Source organism: Streptomyces similanensis (assembly GCF_039543625.1).
GTDB classification, from domain to species: Bacteria; Actinomycetota; Actinomycetes; order Streptomycetales; family Streptomycetaceae; genus Streptomyces; species Streptomyces similanensis.
Map to the genome: position 1 here is coordinate 1 of NZ_BAABKC010000052.1, position 14,879 is coordinate 14,879.

Annotated in this window: 12 protein-coding genes and 1 tRNA gene; 8 read left to right on the forward strand and 5 right to left on the reverse strand. The window is 72.9% G+C overall.

The genetic code is table 11. The features are described from left to right. Positions 1-347: 347 nt before the first annotated feature. The 4 genes from ABEB07_RS18590 to ABEB07_RS18605 all read right to left on the reverse strand — a co-directional run bounded on the left by ABEB07_RS18590 (position 348) and on the right by ABEB07_RS18605 (position 4,903). A complete protein-coding gene (locus tag ABEB07_RS18590) occupies positions 348-1,181 on the reverse strand; it encodes an S-methyl-5'-thioadenosine phosphorylase (RefSeq protein ID WP_345669364.1) in 834 nt (277 codons plus the stop codon). Between the two features lie 114 nt (positions 1,182-1,295). Next, positions 1,296-1,649, reverse strand: coding sequence for an FmdB family zinc ribbon protein (locus ABEB07_RS18595; protein WP_345669365.1), 354 nt, complete (start codon positions 1,647-1,649; stop codon positions 1,296-1,298). Between the two features lie 67 nt (positions 1,650-1,716). Next, positions 1,717-3,015: an MFS transporter gene (locus tag ABEB07_RS18600; protein ID WP_176149352.1), complete on the reverse strand. Its 1,299-nt coding sequence runs from the start codon at positions 3,013-3,015 to the stop codon at positions 1,717-1,719. Between the two features lie 376 nt (positions 3,016-3,391). After that, on the reverse strand, positions 3,392-4,903 hold the full coding sequence (locus ABEB07_RS18605) for a potassium/proton antiporter (protein ID WP_345669371.1): 1,512 nt from the start codon (positions 4,901-4,903) through the stop codon (positions 3,392-3,394). A 262-nt stretch (positions 4,904-5,165) separates the two neighbouring features. On the opposite strand from ABEB07_RS18605, the gene ABEB07_RS18610 reads away from it, so the two are divergent. Next, complete coding sequence (locus ABEB07_RS18610) at positions 5,166-8,060, forward strand: penicillin acylase family protein (protein ID WP_345669366.1); 2,895 nt, start codon at positions 5,166-5,168, stop codon at positions 8,058-8,060. 242 nt (positions 8,061-8,302) lie between these two features. Here ABEB07_RS18610 and ABEB07_RS18615 read toward each other — a convergent pair whose 3' ends face one another. Further along, entirely contained in the window at positions 8,303-8,932 is a 630-nt protein-coding gene (locus ABEB07_RS18615) for a 5-formyltetrahydrofolate cyclo-ligase (RefSeq protein WP_425589038.1), read from the reverse strand. 79 nt (positions 8,933-9,011) lie between these two features. Between ABEB07_RS18615 and galU the strand changes: the two genes are divergently transcribed. From galU to ABEB07_RS18650, 7 genes are all read left to right on the forward strand, one after another. Beyond that, a complete protein-coding gene (gene galU / locus ABEB07_RS18620; protein WP_164585713.1) occupies positions 9,012-9,929 on the forward strand; it encodes a UTP--glucose-1-phosphate uridylyltransferase GalU in 918 nt (305 codons plus the stop codon). Between the two features lie 2 nt (positions 9,930-9,931). Continuing rightward, positions 9,932-11,254, forward strand: coding sequence for a molybdotransferase-like divisome protein Glp (gene glp, locus ABEB07_RS18625; protein ID WP_345669368.1), 1,323 nt, complete (start codon positions 9,932-9,934; stop codon positions 11,252-11,254). 85 nt (positions 11,255-11,339) lie between these two features. Continuing rightward, complete coding sequence (gene moaC, locus ABEB07_RS18630; RefSeq protein ID WP_176149349.1) at positions 11,340-11,873, forward strand: cyclic pyranopterin monophosphate synthase MoaC; 534 nt, start codon at positions 11,340-11,342, stop codon at positions 11,871-11,873. Beyond that, the gene (locus ABEB07_RS18635) at positions 11,870-12,400 is read left to right on the forward strand and encodes a MogA/MoaB family molybdenum cofactor biosynthesis protein (RefSeq protein WP_164583736.1); all 531 of its coding nucleotides are present in this window, start codon (positions 11,870-11,872) and stop codon (positions 12,398-12,400) included. The genes moaC and ABEB07_RS18635 overlap by 4 nt, the downstream gene beginning before the upstream one ends. An 8-nt stretch (positions 12,401-12,408) precedes the next feature. Then, on the forward strand, positions 12,409-13,035 hold the full coding sequence (locus ABEB07_RS18640; RefSeq protein ID WP_345669369.1) for a GNAT family N-acetyltransferase: 627 nt from the start codon (positions 12,409-12,411) through the stop codon (positions 13,033-13,035). 288 nt (positions 13,036-13,323) lie between these two features. After that, entirely contained in the window at positions 13,324-14,628 is a 1,305-nt protein-coding gene (gene sepX / locus ABEB07_RS18645; RefSeq protein WP_345669370.1) for a divisome protein SepX/GlpR, read from the forward strand. Positions 14,629-14,734: 106 nt separating this feature from the next. Beyond that, positions 14,735-14,808, forward strand: a tRNA-Ala gene (locus tag ABEB07_RS18650). Positions 14,809-14,879: the final 71 nt, after the last annotated feature.

Below are 14,879 nucleotides of genomic sequence, written 5' to 3' on the forward strand. Positions count from 1 at the left end.
ACCGTCCGCCGCGCACCCGGACCGGCGGGAAGCGCGGCACCTCGCGGGTGACCGGGGTGTCGGCGCCGGGCGGGCACGGGGCCGGCGGCGGGAACGACCACGACGGGGGAGTCGGGGGAGTCGGGGGAGACGAGAGCGGCGAGGGAGGGGAGGAGGGGAACGTGGGCGACACGGGCACGGGGGACCACCACCTGCGGCGACGGGACGGGACCGGCGAACCGGCTTGCGCTGCCACGATGCGGCATCGCGCCGCATCCCGCCGTAGCCCGTGGACTACTCACCGGTTGTGGAAAACTCCCTCACCCGAACGTGGCGTTCCGTCCGCCCCGCGCGGCTACGGCAGGCGGCTACGGCAGCACGAACCCGGGGTCCATCCCGCCCAGCGCCGTCGCGCACCGGCAGTCCCGTTCCTCCGTGGCCGGCAGCGCGGCCACCGCGTCGAACAGCACGCCCCGCAGCCGCTCCACGTTGGCGGCGAACACCTTGAGCACCTCCTCGTGCGAGACGCCCTCGCCGCTCTCCGCGCCCGCGTCGAGATCGGTGACGAGCGTCAGGGAGGTGTAGCAGAGCTCCAGCTCCCGGGCGAGCGCCGCCTCGGGGTGCCCGGTCATGCCGACCACCGACCAGCCCTGCGCCTGGTGCCACAGCGACTCGGCGCGGGTGGAGAAGCGCGGGCCCTCCACCACGACGAGCGTGCCGCCGTCGACGGCCGCCCAGTCGCGCCCGCGCGCCGCCGTCAGCGCCGCCGCCCGGCCGGCCGGGCAGTAGGGGTCGGCCAGGGAGACGTGGACCACGTGGGGCAGGGTGCCGTCGGGCAGCGGCAGCCCGTCGAAGTAGGTCTGCTCGCGGGACTTCGTACGGTCGGCGAACTGGTCCGGGACCAGCAGCGTGCCCGGCCCGTACTCGGGGCGCAGCCCGCCCACCGCGCACGGCCCGAGGACCTGGCGCACGCCCACCGAGCGCAGCGCCCAGAGGTTGGCCCGGTAGTTGATGCGGTGCGGCGGGAGGTGGTGGCCGCGGCCGTGCCGGGGCAGGAAGGCGACCCGCCGGCCGGCGACCTCGCCGAGGAAGAGGGAGTCGCTGGGCGCCCCGTACGGCGTGTCGACCTGGACCTCGGTCACCTCGTCGAGGAAGGAGTAGAAGCCGGACCCGCCGATGACACCGATCTCTGCGTTCGCCATGGGCAGCACCCTAGTCCGCCGCCGACACGCCGGAGCCGGCCCCGTGGACGGCCGGCCCGGGGACACGCCGAGGACCCCGCCGGCCGGTGGCCGACGGGGTCCTGAAGCGGGATGTCAGGCGGCGGAGCTGCCCGCGGAGCTGGTGGACGTCGATGACTTCGAGGACGACGAAGACGACGCAGCTGCGGCGGAGGACGACGAACCGGAGCCGCTCGACGAGGAATCGGACGAGCCGGCCGAGGCCGAGGAGCTCGACGACTTCGACGACGACGGGCTGCTGCTCGACGAGGAGCCGCGGCTGTCGTTGCGGTAGAAGCCGGAGCCCTTGAAGACAATGCCGACCGCGGAGAACACCTTCTTCAGGCGGCCCGCGCAGTTGGGGCACTCGGTGAGCGCGTCGTCGGTGAACTTCTGCACCGCCTCGAGGCCCTCGCCGCACTCGGTGCACTGGTACTGGTAGGTGGGCACTGTCTTCCTCCTGGCACTCTCACTCGATGAGTGCTAACGACGAACCATAGTGACGTATTCCGCGGCGTCAGTCCACTGCCACCGGCGCGCGGTGACCGACGCCACGTGCCACGGTGCGGCTGCCGGCCCGCACGGCGAGGCGGGAGCGCAGGGCCACGAGGGCCAGCAGGGCGAGCACCGTGCCGGTCAGCGGGACCAGGAACCCGGCGCCGCCCCACAGGTGGTCCTCCAGCTGTCCGGCGACGGTGACGGCGGCGGCCTGCCCCAGCGCGACCGCGCCGGTCAGCCAGGTGAACGCCTCGGTCCGGGCGCCGGCCGGGACCAGCCCCTCGACCAGGGTGTAGCCGGTGATCAGGGCGGGCGCGATGCACATGCCGACCAGCAGGCCGAGCGCGGCCAGCAGCAGCACCGAGTGCGCGGTCCACAGCGCGGAGGCGGTCAGCGCGAGGGCGGTGTACCCGATGAGGAGACGGCGCTGCGGCGCCGCCTTCCAGGCGATCGCTCCGCACACGACGCCGGAGAGCATGTTGCCCGCGGCGAACGTGCCGTACAGGACGCCGTTGAGGCCGGGCTCGCCGATGGACTCGGTGAAGGCGGCCAGCGAGACCTGCATGCCGCCGAAGACCGAGCCGATGCCGAGGAAGACGGCGATCAGCACGCGCACCCCGGGGACGCCGAGCGCGGAGACGTGCTCCCCGCGCGCGTGGCCGCCGCCGGCCGTGACGGCGGGCTGGGTGCTCTTCTGGGCGGCGAACAGCAGACCGCCGACCAGGGTCAGCGCGGCCTCCGTGAACAGGCCGGCCGCCGGGTCGACGGCCGTGCACAGGGCGGTGGCCAGCAGCGGGCCGAAGACGAAGGTCAGCTCGTCGGTGACCGACTCGAAGGCGGCCGCGGTGGTCATCAGCGGCGAGTCCTTCAGGGTGACGCCCCAGCGGGCGCGCACCATGGGACCGATCTGCGGCACCGAGGCGCCGGTCGGCACGGCCGCGACGAACAGCGCCCACAGGGGGGCGTGCGCCAGCGCGAGCCCGGTCAGGGTCAGGCCCGCCAGGGCGTGCACCAGGACACCGGGCAGCAGGACGGCGCGCTGCCCGTGGCGGTCGGCGAGCCGGCCGCTGTAGGGGGCGAACAGCGCCATGGCGACGCCGGTGACGGCCGCCGTGGCGCCCGCGGCGCCGTAGGAGCCGGTGGTGTGCTGCACCAGCAGCACGATGGAGATGGTGAGCATCGCGAACGGCTGGCGCGCCGCGAAGCCGGGGAGCAGGAACGTCCAGGCGCCGCGGGTGCGCAGCAGCTGCCCGTATCCCGGGCGGGAGGAAGCCGTCGAGGTCTTCGCGGGGTCGGTGGTGGTGACCGCGGATCCCACGGCCGTGCCTTTCTGCCGCCTGGTAGCGCCGCCCCGGGTACGGGCGCGCCGAGAGCTGTCCTCTTGCGCGGACTGCGGTAGATGCCGGCGCCCGCTGAAGGGGGCGAGCCGGCCGCCATACGGTCGCGCCAGCTCTGCGTCAGGCAGAGTTGGTTCGATCAGGGTGCGCCTTTATCGTACAGGGGCCGGGTGCTCGTGCACCTGTGAAAGCGCGCACTCGGGCCGTCGTACGCCTGTGATCGGGGCGCGGGCGTACGCCGTGTCCGGGCGGGCGCGCGCCGGGTGGAACGCGCCCGCGACGGACGCCCCGGACGCGCCCCCGGACCGAGCCGCAGCGCCCCCCGGCCCGTACCCCGGGCGCGCTCTCGCCTGTGGCTCAGTGCACCCCGCCGGCGTTCGCCCCGTTGGCGCCCAGCCAGTCCGCCAGCTTGCCGCCGCGGCCGACCGCGCGCAGCCGGCGTTCCGCGGCCTCGCGGACCGGGTCGGTGGCGACCACGAGGAGTTCGTCGCCGCGTCTGAGGACCGTCGTCGGCAGCGGGACAAACGATTTTCCGTCGCGGACGACGAGGGTGACGGCGGACCCGGCGGGCAGCCGCAGCTCGGCCACCTCCACGCCGTGCATCCGCGAGCCCTCGGGGATGGCGACGGACAGCAGATGGCCGCGCAGCCGCTCCAGCGGCGCCGACTCGATGCCGAGGTCGGCGGGGCCCTCGCTCTCGCCGAGCCGCAGCTTGCGGGCGAGCCAGGGCAGGGTCGGCCCCTGGACGACGGTGTAGACGACGACCAGGACGAAGACGATGTTGAAGATGCGCTCGCTGTGGGCGACGCCGTTCACCATGGGGATGGTCGCCAGGATGATCGGCACGGCGCCGCGCAGCCCGGCCCACGACATGAGGACCTGCTCCGGCCAGGGCACCCGGAAGGGCAGCAGGCTGAGCAGGACGCTCAGCGGGCGCGCCACCATGGTCAGGATCAGGCCGATGACGACGGCGGCCGGGATGTCGTCGACGAGGTCGTGCGGGGTGACCAGCAGACCGAGCAGGACGAACATGCCGATCTGGGCGATCCAGCCGAGCCCCTCGGCGAAGCCGCGGGTGGCGGGCCAGTGCGGCAGCTTGGCGTTGCCGAGCAGCATCGCCGCCAGGTAGACGGCGAGGAAGCCGCTGCCGTGCGCCAGCGCGCCGGCGGCGTACGCGGTGACCGCGATCGCCATGACGGCGATCGGGTAGAGGCCGGAGGCGGGCAGGGCGACGTGGCGCAGGCCCCAGGCGCCGAGCCAGCCCACCGCGACGCCGAGGGCGGCGCCGATGGCCAGCTCCAGCGCTATCTCGCCCACCAGTACGTACCAGTGTTCGACCGGGCCGGCCGTGGAGAAGGCGACGACCAGGATGACGACCGGGGCGTCGTTGAAGCCGGACTCGGCCTCCAGGGTGCCCGTCACGCGCGAGGGCAGGGGGATGCGCCGCAGCACGGAGAAGACGGCCGCCGCGTCGGTGGAGGACACCACGGCGCCGACGATGAGCGCCTGGCGCCATTCCAGGCCGACCAGGTAGTGGGCGCCGGCCGCGGTGATGCCGACGCTGACCGCGACCCCGACCAGCGCGAGCAGCGAGGCGGCCGGCAGGACCGGCTTGATCTCCTTCCACTTCGTGCCCAGGCCGCCCTCGGCGAGGATCACGACGAGGGCCGCGTACCCGATGACCTGGGTCATCTCGGCGTTGTCGAAGTGGACGTGCCCGAGGCCGTCCTGGCCCATGACGACGCCGATCCCCAGGTAGACGAGCAGGCTGGGGAGCCCGCTGCGCGAGGAGATCCGCACCGCCGCCACGGCGACGAGCAGCACGAGGGAGCAGGCGAGCAGGAGCTGGTTGAGGTGGTGAACAGTCAGTGGCGGTTCCTTCCCCGAGTTCTCCGTCCAGAATGTCCCACTTCACCCGTTCTTCGGGCGCGCCGGGACGTCCTGTTACTTCGTTACCTTACCTAACTCTTGACGCTTTCTTGACGCTTCCCGCGAGAAGATCGAACGCCCGTCCTCGGCCGTCACCCGACTCCGCGTCAAGTGCGACCGGGCCCTGCGCCTATGGTTGCTCCAGCGCTCATTCGAAGTCACAGCCCGACCTGCCGCTCGCGTTAGGACAGCAAGGACAGCGATGCCCCCCAACACCACCGCCACAACGGGTGACAAGCCCGGCAAGTCCGGCAGGAAGAAGGGGCGAAAAGCCCGACTCGTCGTGATCGTCCTGGTGCTGGCCATCATCGGCGGCATCGCCTACGGGGCCTACTGGTCCGTCAGCACCGTCCGCGCCTCCTTCCCGCAGACCAAGGGCGAGGTCACGCTCCAGGGCCTGGCCGGGCCGGTCGACGTCAAGCGCGACGGCTACGGCATCCCGCAGATCTACGCCTCCTCGCCCGAGGACCTGTTCATGGCGCAGGGCTACGTCCAGGCGCAGGACCGGTTCTACGAGATGGACGTGCGCCGGCACATGACCTCCGGGCGCCTGTCGGAGATGTTCGGCAAGGGCCAGGTCAAGAACGACGAGTTCCTGCGCACCCTGGGCTGGGACCGCGTGGCCAAGGCGGAGTACGACACCAAGCTGTCGTCCGCCACCAAGAAGTACCTCCAGTCGTACGCGCAGGGCGTCAACGCCTACCTCAAGGGCCGCTCCGCCAAGGACATCTCCCTGGAGTACGCGGCCCTGGGCCTGACCAACGACTACACGCCCGCCCAGTGGACGCCGGTCGACTCGGTCTCCTGGCTCAAGGCGATGGCCTGGGACCTGCGCGGCAACATGCAGGACGAGATCGACCGCGCCCTGATGACCAGCCGCCTGGGCCCCAAGCAGATCAAGGACCTGTACCCGGACTACCCCTACGACCGGAACAAGCCGATCGTCACCCAGGGCCAGTACAGCGAACTCGCCCAGGCGTTCGAGGGCGGCGACGGCGGGTCCAGCGGTTCGCAGGGATCGAACACCTCGGGGCAGTTCGGCACGGGTACCGGTACGGGTACGGGCACCGGTACTGGCAGCGGCACGGGTACTGGTACGGGCACCGGAACGGGTACTGGTACCGGCACGGGTACTGGTACCGGTACGGGCACCGGCTCCACCGGAACGTCCGCCACCTCCGGCACCTCCGGCTCCGGCGTCCAGGGCCAGCTGCTGGGCATGAGCGACGTCATGCAGGACCTGCCCGCGGCCGTCGGAGTCAACGGCGACGGCATCGGCTCCAACTCCTGGGTGGTCGCCGGCAAGTACACGATCACCGGCAAGCCGCTGCTCGCCAACGACCCGCACCTGGGCGCCTCGCTGCCGTCCGTCTGGTACCAGATGGGCCTGCACTGCCGCGCGGTCTCCGGCAAGTGCCCCTACGACGTCACCGGCTACACCTTCGCGGGCATGCCCGGCGTCGTCATCGGCCACAACCAGGACATCGCCTGGGGCATGACCAACTCCGGCGTCGACGTCACCGACCTGTACCTGGAGAAGCTCAGCGGCGACGGCTACCTGCGCGACGACAAGACGGTGCCGTTCAAGACCCGCCAGGAGACCATCAAGGTCGCCGGCGGCGCCGCCAAGACGATCGTCGTGCGCGAGACGCGGGACGGGATGCCGCTGCTGTCCGACCGCGACGACGAACTCGTCCAGGTCGGCAAGAAGGCCACCGTCGACACCGCGGCCCCCGACCGCGGCGACGGCTACGCCATCGCCCTGAAGTGGACCGCGCTGGAGCCGGGCACCACCATGGACGCGGTCTTCGCCATCGACCGGGCCAAGGACTGGAGCGGCTTCCGCTCGGCGGCGGCCCTGTTCGACGTGCCGTCGCAGAACATGATCTACGCCGACACCAAGAACAACATCGGCTACACCCTGCCCGGCCGCATCCCGCAGCGCGCGAAGAGCGACGACGGCTCCGTGCCGGCGCCCGGCTGGGACTCGAAGTACGACTGGAAGGGCTACATAGAGCAGGCCGAGCTGCCCTACGAGTACAACCCCGGACGCGGCTACATCGTCACCGCCAACCAGGCCGTGGTCGACAAGGACAAGTACCCGTACACGCTCACCACGGACTGGGGCTACGGCGCCCGCAGCCAGCGGATCACCGACCTGATCCAGTCGAAGATCGACGGCGGCGGCAAGATCTCCACCGAGGACATGCGACAGATGCAGATGGACGACAGCAGCGAGATCGCCAAGCTGCTCGTGCCCAAGCTGCTGAAGATCGATCTCAAGGACAAGGACGTCCGCCAGGCGCAGAAGCTCCTGGAGGGCTGGGACTACACCCAGGACGCCGACTCGGCGGCGGCGGCCTACTTCAACGCGGTCTGGCGCAACGTCCTCAAGCTGGCCTTCGGCAACAAGCTGCCCAAGGAGCTGCGGGTCAAGGGCCAGTGCCTGTGGGTGGAGCCGGCCGGCAACACCGGCCCGGTCGACCAGACCACCAAGGTCCGCGAGTGCGGCGAGCGCTCCGCCGACCAGGCGCAGCCCGACGGCGGCGACCGCTGGTTCGAGGTGGTCCGCAACCTCATGGACGACCAGAACAGCGACTGGTGGAAGACGCCGGCCTCCGGTACCCGCCCCAAGGCCGACAGCCGCGACGAGCTGTTCGCCCGCGCCATGATCGACGCCCGCTGGGAGCTCACCGCCAAGCTCGGCAAGGACATCGACTCCTGGAGCTGGGGCCGGCTGCACCGCCTGTTCCTGAAGAACCAGACGCTTGGCACCGAGGGCCCCGAGTTCCTCCAGTACATCCTCAACCGCGGCCCTTGGAAGCTCAGCGGCGGCGAGGCCACGGTCAACGCCTCCGGATGGAACGCCGCCGGCGGCTACAACGTGGTGTGGGTGCCGTCCATGCGGATGGTGGTCAACCTCGCCGACCTGGACAAGTCCAAGTGGATCAACCTGACCGGCGCCTCCGGGCACGCCTTCAGCGCCCACTACACCGACCAGACCGGCCTGTGGGCCAAGGGCGAACTGCTGCCCTGGTCGTTCTCGGCGAACGCCGTCGGCAAGAGCACGAGCGACACCCTGGTGCTCAAGCCCTGAGCGGCTGACCGCACCTAGGGCCTCTCGTTTGGATCAGGCCGGGCTCGCGGGGTCTGGCACCGCGCCTCGCCGCGTTGTCGTCGGTTGCCATGGCTCCGCCATGACGCCCTCCTCCGCCTTGCGATGCACGGCACCAGACCCCGCTCCCTGATCCGGCCCGATCCAAACGAAAGACCCTGGGCCGACGGCCCTCCACGCGCGCGTGGAGGGCCGTCGCCGTCCCCGGCGGAGGGCGCCGTGCGTCAGGGGGCGAAGCGGCGCACGCCCGACGGCGTCACCACCGCCCGCACCGGCCGGTCGTGCGGCTCGGCCGGGAGGCGTTCGACGACCTCCGCGTCGTACAGCAGGACCACCAGCGCGGGACGCGCCTCCGCCCGCTCCAGACGGGCCAGGACGCGGTCGTAGGAGCCGCCGCCGCGCCCCAGCCGCAGGCCGGCGCCGTCGACGGCGAGCCCGGGCAGCAGGACGGCGTCGGCGGCCGTCACGGCGTCCGGGCCGAGCAGCGGCTCGGCGGGCTCGAACAGCTCCATCCGGCCGCCGTGCCGCACCCGCGTGAGCGTGCCCTCGCCGCCGTAGGCGCCCCAGTCCAGGTCGTTGTCGGGCAGCAGGGCCGGCAGCAGGACGCGCACCCCGCGCGCGTGCAGCGCGTCCAGCAGGGCGTGGGTGCCGGGCTCGGCGCCGACGGAGACGTACGCGGCCACCGTGCCCGCCCCGGCCAGCTCGGGCAGCTTCAGCGCGTGCCGGGCCAGCGCCCGCCCCGCCTCCCCCACCTCGGCCGCGGTCAGCCGGGCGCGCGCCGCCAGCAGCCCGCGCCGCAACGCCCGCTTGTCGGGTCCCGTCGTGCCTTCGATGTCGTGCAAGGCCGCTCCCATGTCCTTCCTCGGAGGTGGTGCGTGCGCCGTCGAACCGGCGACACCGGCCCGCCCAGGGGCAGCGGATATGGTTGCCGCCATGAGTCAGTCACACCCCAGGATCAGCAAGGCTGTCATTCCCGCCGCCGGCCTCGGCACCCGGTTTCTGCCGGCGACCAAGGCCACTCCCAAGGAGATGCTGCCGGTCGTGGACAAGCCGGCGATCCAGTACGTGGTCGAGGAGGCCGTCTCCGCGGGCCTCGACGACGTCCTCATGGTGACGGGCCGCAACAAGCGCCCCCTGGAGGACCACTTCGACCGCAACTACGAGCTGGAGTCGGCCCTCGCCAACAAGGGCGACGCCGAACGGCTCGCCAAGGTGCAGGAGTCCAGCGACCTCGCGACGATGCACTACGTGCGCCAGGGCGACCCCAAGGGCCTCGGGCACGCCGTGCTGTGCGCCGCCCCGCACGTGGGCGACGAGCCGTTCGCCGTGCTGCTCGGCGACGACCTGATCGACCCGCGCGACCCGCTGCTCCAGCGGATGATCGAGGTCCAGGAGATCTACGGCGGCAGCGTCGTCGCCCTCATGGAGGTCGCGCCCGAGCAGATCCACCTCTACGGCTGCGCGGCCGTGGAGGCCACCGGGGACAGCGACGTCGTCCAGGTGACCGGCCTGGTCGAGAAGCCGGAGCCGGCGGAGGCCCCCTCGAACTACGCGATCATCGGCCGCTACGTCCTCGATCCGCACATCTTCGCCATACTGCGCGAGACCCGGCCCGGCCGCGGCAACGAGATCCAGCTCACCGACGCCCTCCAGCAGCTCGCCCAGAGCCACGCCTCGGCGGCCGGCGCCCCCGGCGGCCCGGTGCACGGCGTCGTCTTCAAGGGCCGCCGCTACGACACCGGCGACCGCGGCGACTACCTGCGCGCCATCGTCCGGCTCGCGTGCGAACGTGAGGACCTGGGCCCGGACTTCAGGAACTGGCTCAAGCGGTACGTAGCCGAGGAGATGTGACGTTGAGCAGCGCCGGACAGGACACCGCCGGACCCGACCGCCTGTGGTCGGTGGACGAGCACCTCGATGACGTCCTCACCACCGTCCGCCCCCTGGAGCCCATCGAGCTGCAACTGCTCGACGCCCAGGGCTGCGTCCTGGTCGAGGACATCACGGTGCCCCTGTCCCTGCCTCCGTTCGACAACAGCTCCATGGACGGCTACGCGGTGCGGGTCGCGGACGTCTCCGGGGCGAGCGAGGAGTTCCCGGCCGTCCTGGAGGTCGTCGGGGACGTCGCCGCGGGCGCCGCCGAGCCGCCGCACGTGGGTCCGGGCCAGGCCGCCCGGATCATGACCGGCGCCCCGCTGCCGCCCGGCGCCGAGACGGTCGTCCCCGTGGAGTGGACCGACGGCGGCCTCGGCGAGGGCCCGGTCAGCGGGATGCGCGCGCGCAGCCTGTCCCCGGAGGGCGCCACCGGACAGGTGCGCGTCCACCGCCCCGCGAAGGCGCGCGCGCACGTGCGCGCCACCGGCAGCGACGTCAAGGCGGGCGACCGCGCGCTGAGCGCCGGCACGGTCCTCGGACCGCCGCAGATCGCCCTGCTCGCCGCCATCGGCCGCGGCACGGTGCGGGTGCGTCCGCGCCCGCGCGTCGTGGTGATGTCCACCGGCAGCGAACTCGTCCAGCCCGACGAGCAGCTGTCCCACGGGCAGATCTACGACTCCAACAGCTTCGCCCTGACCGCGGCCGCCCGCGATGCCGGCGCCATCGCCTACCGGGTGGGCGCCGTCGCCGACGACGCCGACACCCTGCGCACCACCATCGAGGACCAGTTGGTGCGCGCCGACCTGATGGTCACCACGGGCGGCGTGAGCGTGGGCGCGTACGACGTCGTCAAGGAGGCGCTGTCGCACGTCGGCGACGAGGACGAGGCGGGCGGCGGCGTGGAGTTCCGCAAGCTCGCCATGCAGCCCGGCAAGCCCCAGGGCTTCGGCACCGTCGGCCCCGACCACATCCCGCTGCTGGCGCTGCCCGGCAACCCGGTGTCGTCGTACGTGTCCTTCGAGCTGTTCGTCCGCCCGGTCATCCGCGCCCTGATGGGCCTCGACGACGTGCACCGGCCCACCGCGCGAGCCACCCTCGCCGCGGACGAGCCGCTCGGCTCGCCCAAGAGCCGCAGGCAGTTCCTGCGCGGGCGGTACCTCGACGGCGAGGTGACCCCCGTGGGCGGCGCCGGCTCCCATCTGATCGCGGCCCTCGCCCAGGCCGACGCCCTCATCGTGATCCCCGAGGACACCGAGTCCGTCGAGCCCGGCGCCGAGGTCGAGGTGGTCCTGCTCGGCTGACGGGCGCCGGTTGGCGGTACCGTGTCGCGCACAGCAGGCCCGCGCACCGCACCGCGCCGGGCCCGGACCGGGAGCGCCGCAGAGCATGACCACACCTTCCCGGGGGGAGACCCCAGGACCCGTGCAGTACCGAGTGCCAGAGGCCGGACAGGACCGGCTGACCCACATCGACGACGCGGGCGCCGCCCGGATGGTCGACGTGTCCGAGAAGGACGTGACCGCGCGCACCGCCCGCGCGAGCGGCCGGGTCCTCGTCGCGCCCCGCGTCGTCGAGCTGCTGCGCGGGGAGGGGGTGCCCAAGGGCGACGCCCTCGCCACCGCGCGGATCGCCGGGATCATGGGCGCCAAGCGCACCCCGGACCTCATCCCGCTGTGCCACCCGTTGTCGGTGTCGGGTGTGAGACTGGACCTGTCGGTCGCGGACGACGCCGTGGAGATCACGGCCACCGTGCGGACGACGGACCGCACGGGCGTCGAGATGGAGGCGCTGACCGCGGTCACCGTCGCCGCGCTCACCGTGATCGACATGGTGAAGGCGGTCGACAAGGGAGCGGTCATCACGGACGTCAGGGTCGAGGAGAAGACGGGCGGCAAGTCGGGCGACTGGAGCCGGGCATGACACACGAGGCATCGGCCGGCGGGAGCTACCGGGCGCTGGTGGTCACGGCCTCCAACCGGGCGGCCGCCGGGGTCTACGAGGACAAGGGCGGCCCGTTGATCGCGGACGGCCTCGCCCGCTTCGGGTTCGCCGTCGACGGCCCGCGGGTCGTCCCGGACGGCGACCCGGTGGAGGCCGCCCTGCGCGACGCCGTGGCGGCCGGGTACGACGTCGTGGTCACCACCGGCGGCACCGGCATCTCGCCCACCGACCGCACCCCCGAGGCGACCCGCCGGGTGATCGACCGCGAGGTGCCGGGCATCGCGGAGGCGATCCGGGCCTTCGGCCGCGAGAAGGTGCCGACCGCGGCGCTCTCGCGCGGCCTCGCCGGGGTGGCCGGGCGGACGCTGATCGTCAACCTGCCGGGTTCCACGGGCGGGGTGAAGGACGGACTGGCCGTACTGGAGCCGCTGTTGACGCACGCCGTCGACCAGGTGCGCGGCGGCGACCATCCCAGACCCGGCGCCGATCCTGGGGGTGCGAGCTGAACAGCCCGGTGTGGCCCGTCGTGCTCGCGGAGGGCGATGTCGTCCTGCGCCCGATAAAGCTGCGCGACCAGCGGCCCTGGCGCGAGGTGAACCAGCGCAACCGGGGCTGGCTCAGGCCCTGGGAGGCGACCATCCCGCCGCCCTCGCCCGGCGGTCCGCTCACGCACCGGCCGACCTACCGGCAGATGGTGCGCCACCTGCGGGCCGAGGCGCGGGCCGGCCGGATGCTGCCGTTCGTCGTGGAGTACCAGGGGCGGCTGGTCGGGCAGTTGACGGTCGCCGGGATCACCTGGGGCTCGATGTGCTCGGGCAACGTCGGCTACTGGGTGGACGAGTCGGTGGCCGGGCGCGGGGTGATGCCGACCGCGGTCGCGCTGGTCGTGGACCACTGTTTCCGCACCGTGGGGCTGCACCGCATCGAGGTCTGCATTCGCCCGGAGAACGGGCCGAGCCGCCGGGTGGCGGAGAAACTCGGATTCCGCGAGGAGGGGCTGCGGCCCCGTTATCTCCACATCGACGGGGCCTGGCGCGACCATCTGGTCTTCGCGCTCACCGCGGAGGAGGTGCCGGACGGGCTGCTGAACCGCTGGCGCCGGATGCGCGCGCAGCGGTCGCCGAAGAGCAATCCGGCCTGAACGGCCGTCCCGTCCGACGTGCCGGTCCGCCGCCCTCGCCCCACTCGCCCGTCCCGTACGCGGGGTGCGACGGACGTGGCGGCGAGGGACCCGGTGGCGTACCGGGATGCGGCGTACTCGGGAAATTGAATAAGTGTTCGAATTAAAGCCAGGGGGCAAGGAATTCGCTCTCCCGATGGTCCGCTCATCGCATCGATCGCAAAAAAAGTTCGAAATATCAGCCAGATCGTGCGACACACCGGCCCAATTGGCCGATGGCCTTGCGTAAACCCCTCTACCGTGTGAGGCGTGAGCAGCAGCGGCCTCATCTACGCAGTCATTGTCGGGGCCTGGGCCGCCTACTTGGTGCCCATGTGGCTCCGTAGGCAGGACGAGCTGAACGAGGCCCGTCCGACGGAACGCTTCAGCACCGCCATCCGGCTGCTGTCCGGACGGGCGGGCATGGAGCGCCGGTACGCCAAGGACCTCAGGGCGCGCTCCACCGAGGAGGGGGAGCCCAGCGCCGTGTCGCCGGACGCCGTCACCGACTCGGTGGACGTCCGGGCCTTCGCCGTACCCCCGACCCGGACCCAGGAACCGGAACGGCCCCTCGCGCAGGACCGCCCGGAGCGGGTGGCGGCGCCGGAGCGTTCGCCGGCACCCGACCGCGTTCCCGCACCCGGCCGCGTTCCCGCACCCGGCCGCACGGTCGGGGCCGCCGTGGAGCCGGCCGCCGAGCAGGTCGCGGGGCCCGACGCCGGGCAGGCGGACCGAGGCGCGGCGTCGGCGGACGAGTCCGCCGACGCGCCCGCGCGCAGACGCGTTCCGGCGCCCCGGCGCGCGCCCGGCGCGGAGGCCGCGGCCGCACGCGCCCGGCGCACCCGCGTCCTCGCCCGCCGCCGGCGCACCACCGTCCTCCTCTTCCTCGCCTTCACCCTGGGCGCGGTCGTCGCCGCCGTCGGCGGACTCGCCTTCCTGTGGGTGCCCGCCGTTCCCGCCGTGCTGCTCAGCGCGTACATCGCGTATCTGCGCGTCCAGGAGCGCCGCCGGTTCGCCTACCAGATGGACCTCCGCCACGCCGAGGCCGCCGCGCAGCGGCTGCGGGAGAGCCGGCGCCAGCCGCGCCGGCGCGCCGCCGCCGTCGCCGAGGAGGACGCGGACGCGCCGGACGCGGGCCCGGAACCCGAGTCGGACCCGGGACTGTCCGCCCTCGCCGCCGACCGGCGGGCCCTGGTCGAGCAGACCGACCACGCGGAGTGGCTGGAGGACCAGCAGCGCGAGCGCCGGCCGCGGACCGGCCACGGCGACAGCTGGGACCCGGTGCCGGTGCCGCTGCCGACGTACGTCACCGCGCCGGTCGCCCCGCGGGCCACCTCCGACGTCGACCTCGGCGCGCCGGACACCTGGAGCTCGGCGCGTTCGTCCGCCGCCGTGCCCGAGCAGGAGCCGGCCGCCGCCGAGGCGGCGGAGCCGCCGGCCGAGGACCGGTCCGCCGACGACGGCCGCACCGACGCCCGCCGGGCCGCCTCGGCCCGCCGCTCCCGCGAGCGCGGCCGCACCCCGCTCTTCGACCAGTACGAGGACGGCGACCGGCCGCGGGCGGCCAACGAGTAGCCGCCCGCGCCCCGGTGGCCGTCCGGCCGGAAAGCCCGCCGCTGACCAGCCCGGGAACGGATTTCCAACCACCCGGTTGAGGATGCTAGAGTTTCACTCGTTGCAAGGGCCTGTGGCGCAGTCCGGTAGCGCACCTCGTTCGCATCGAGGGGGCCAGGGGTTCGAATCCCCTCAGGTCCACGCACGGCTGTTCTTGAGTTAGCTCAGGAATGGTGACGAGATCCCGTCCGATCGCAAGATCGGGCGGGATC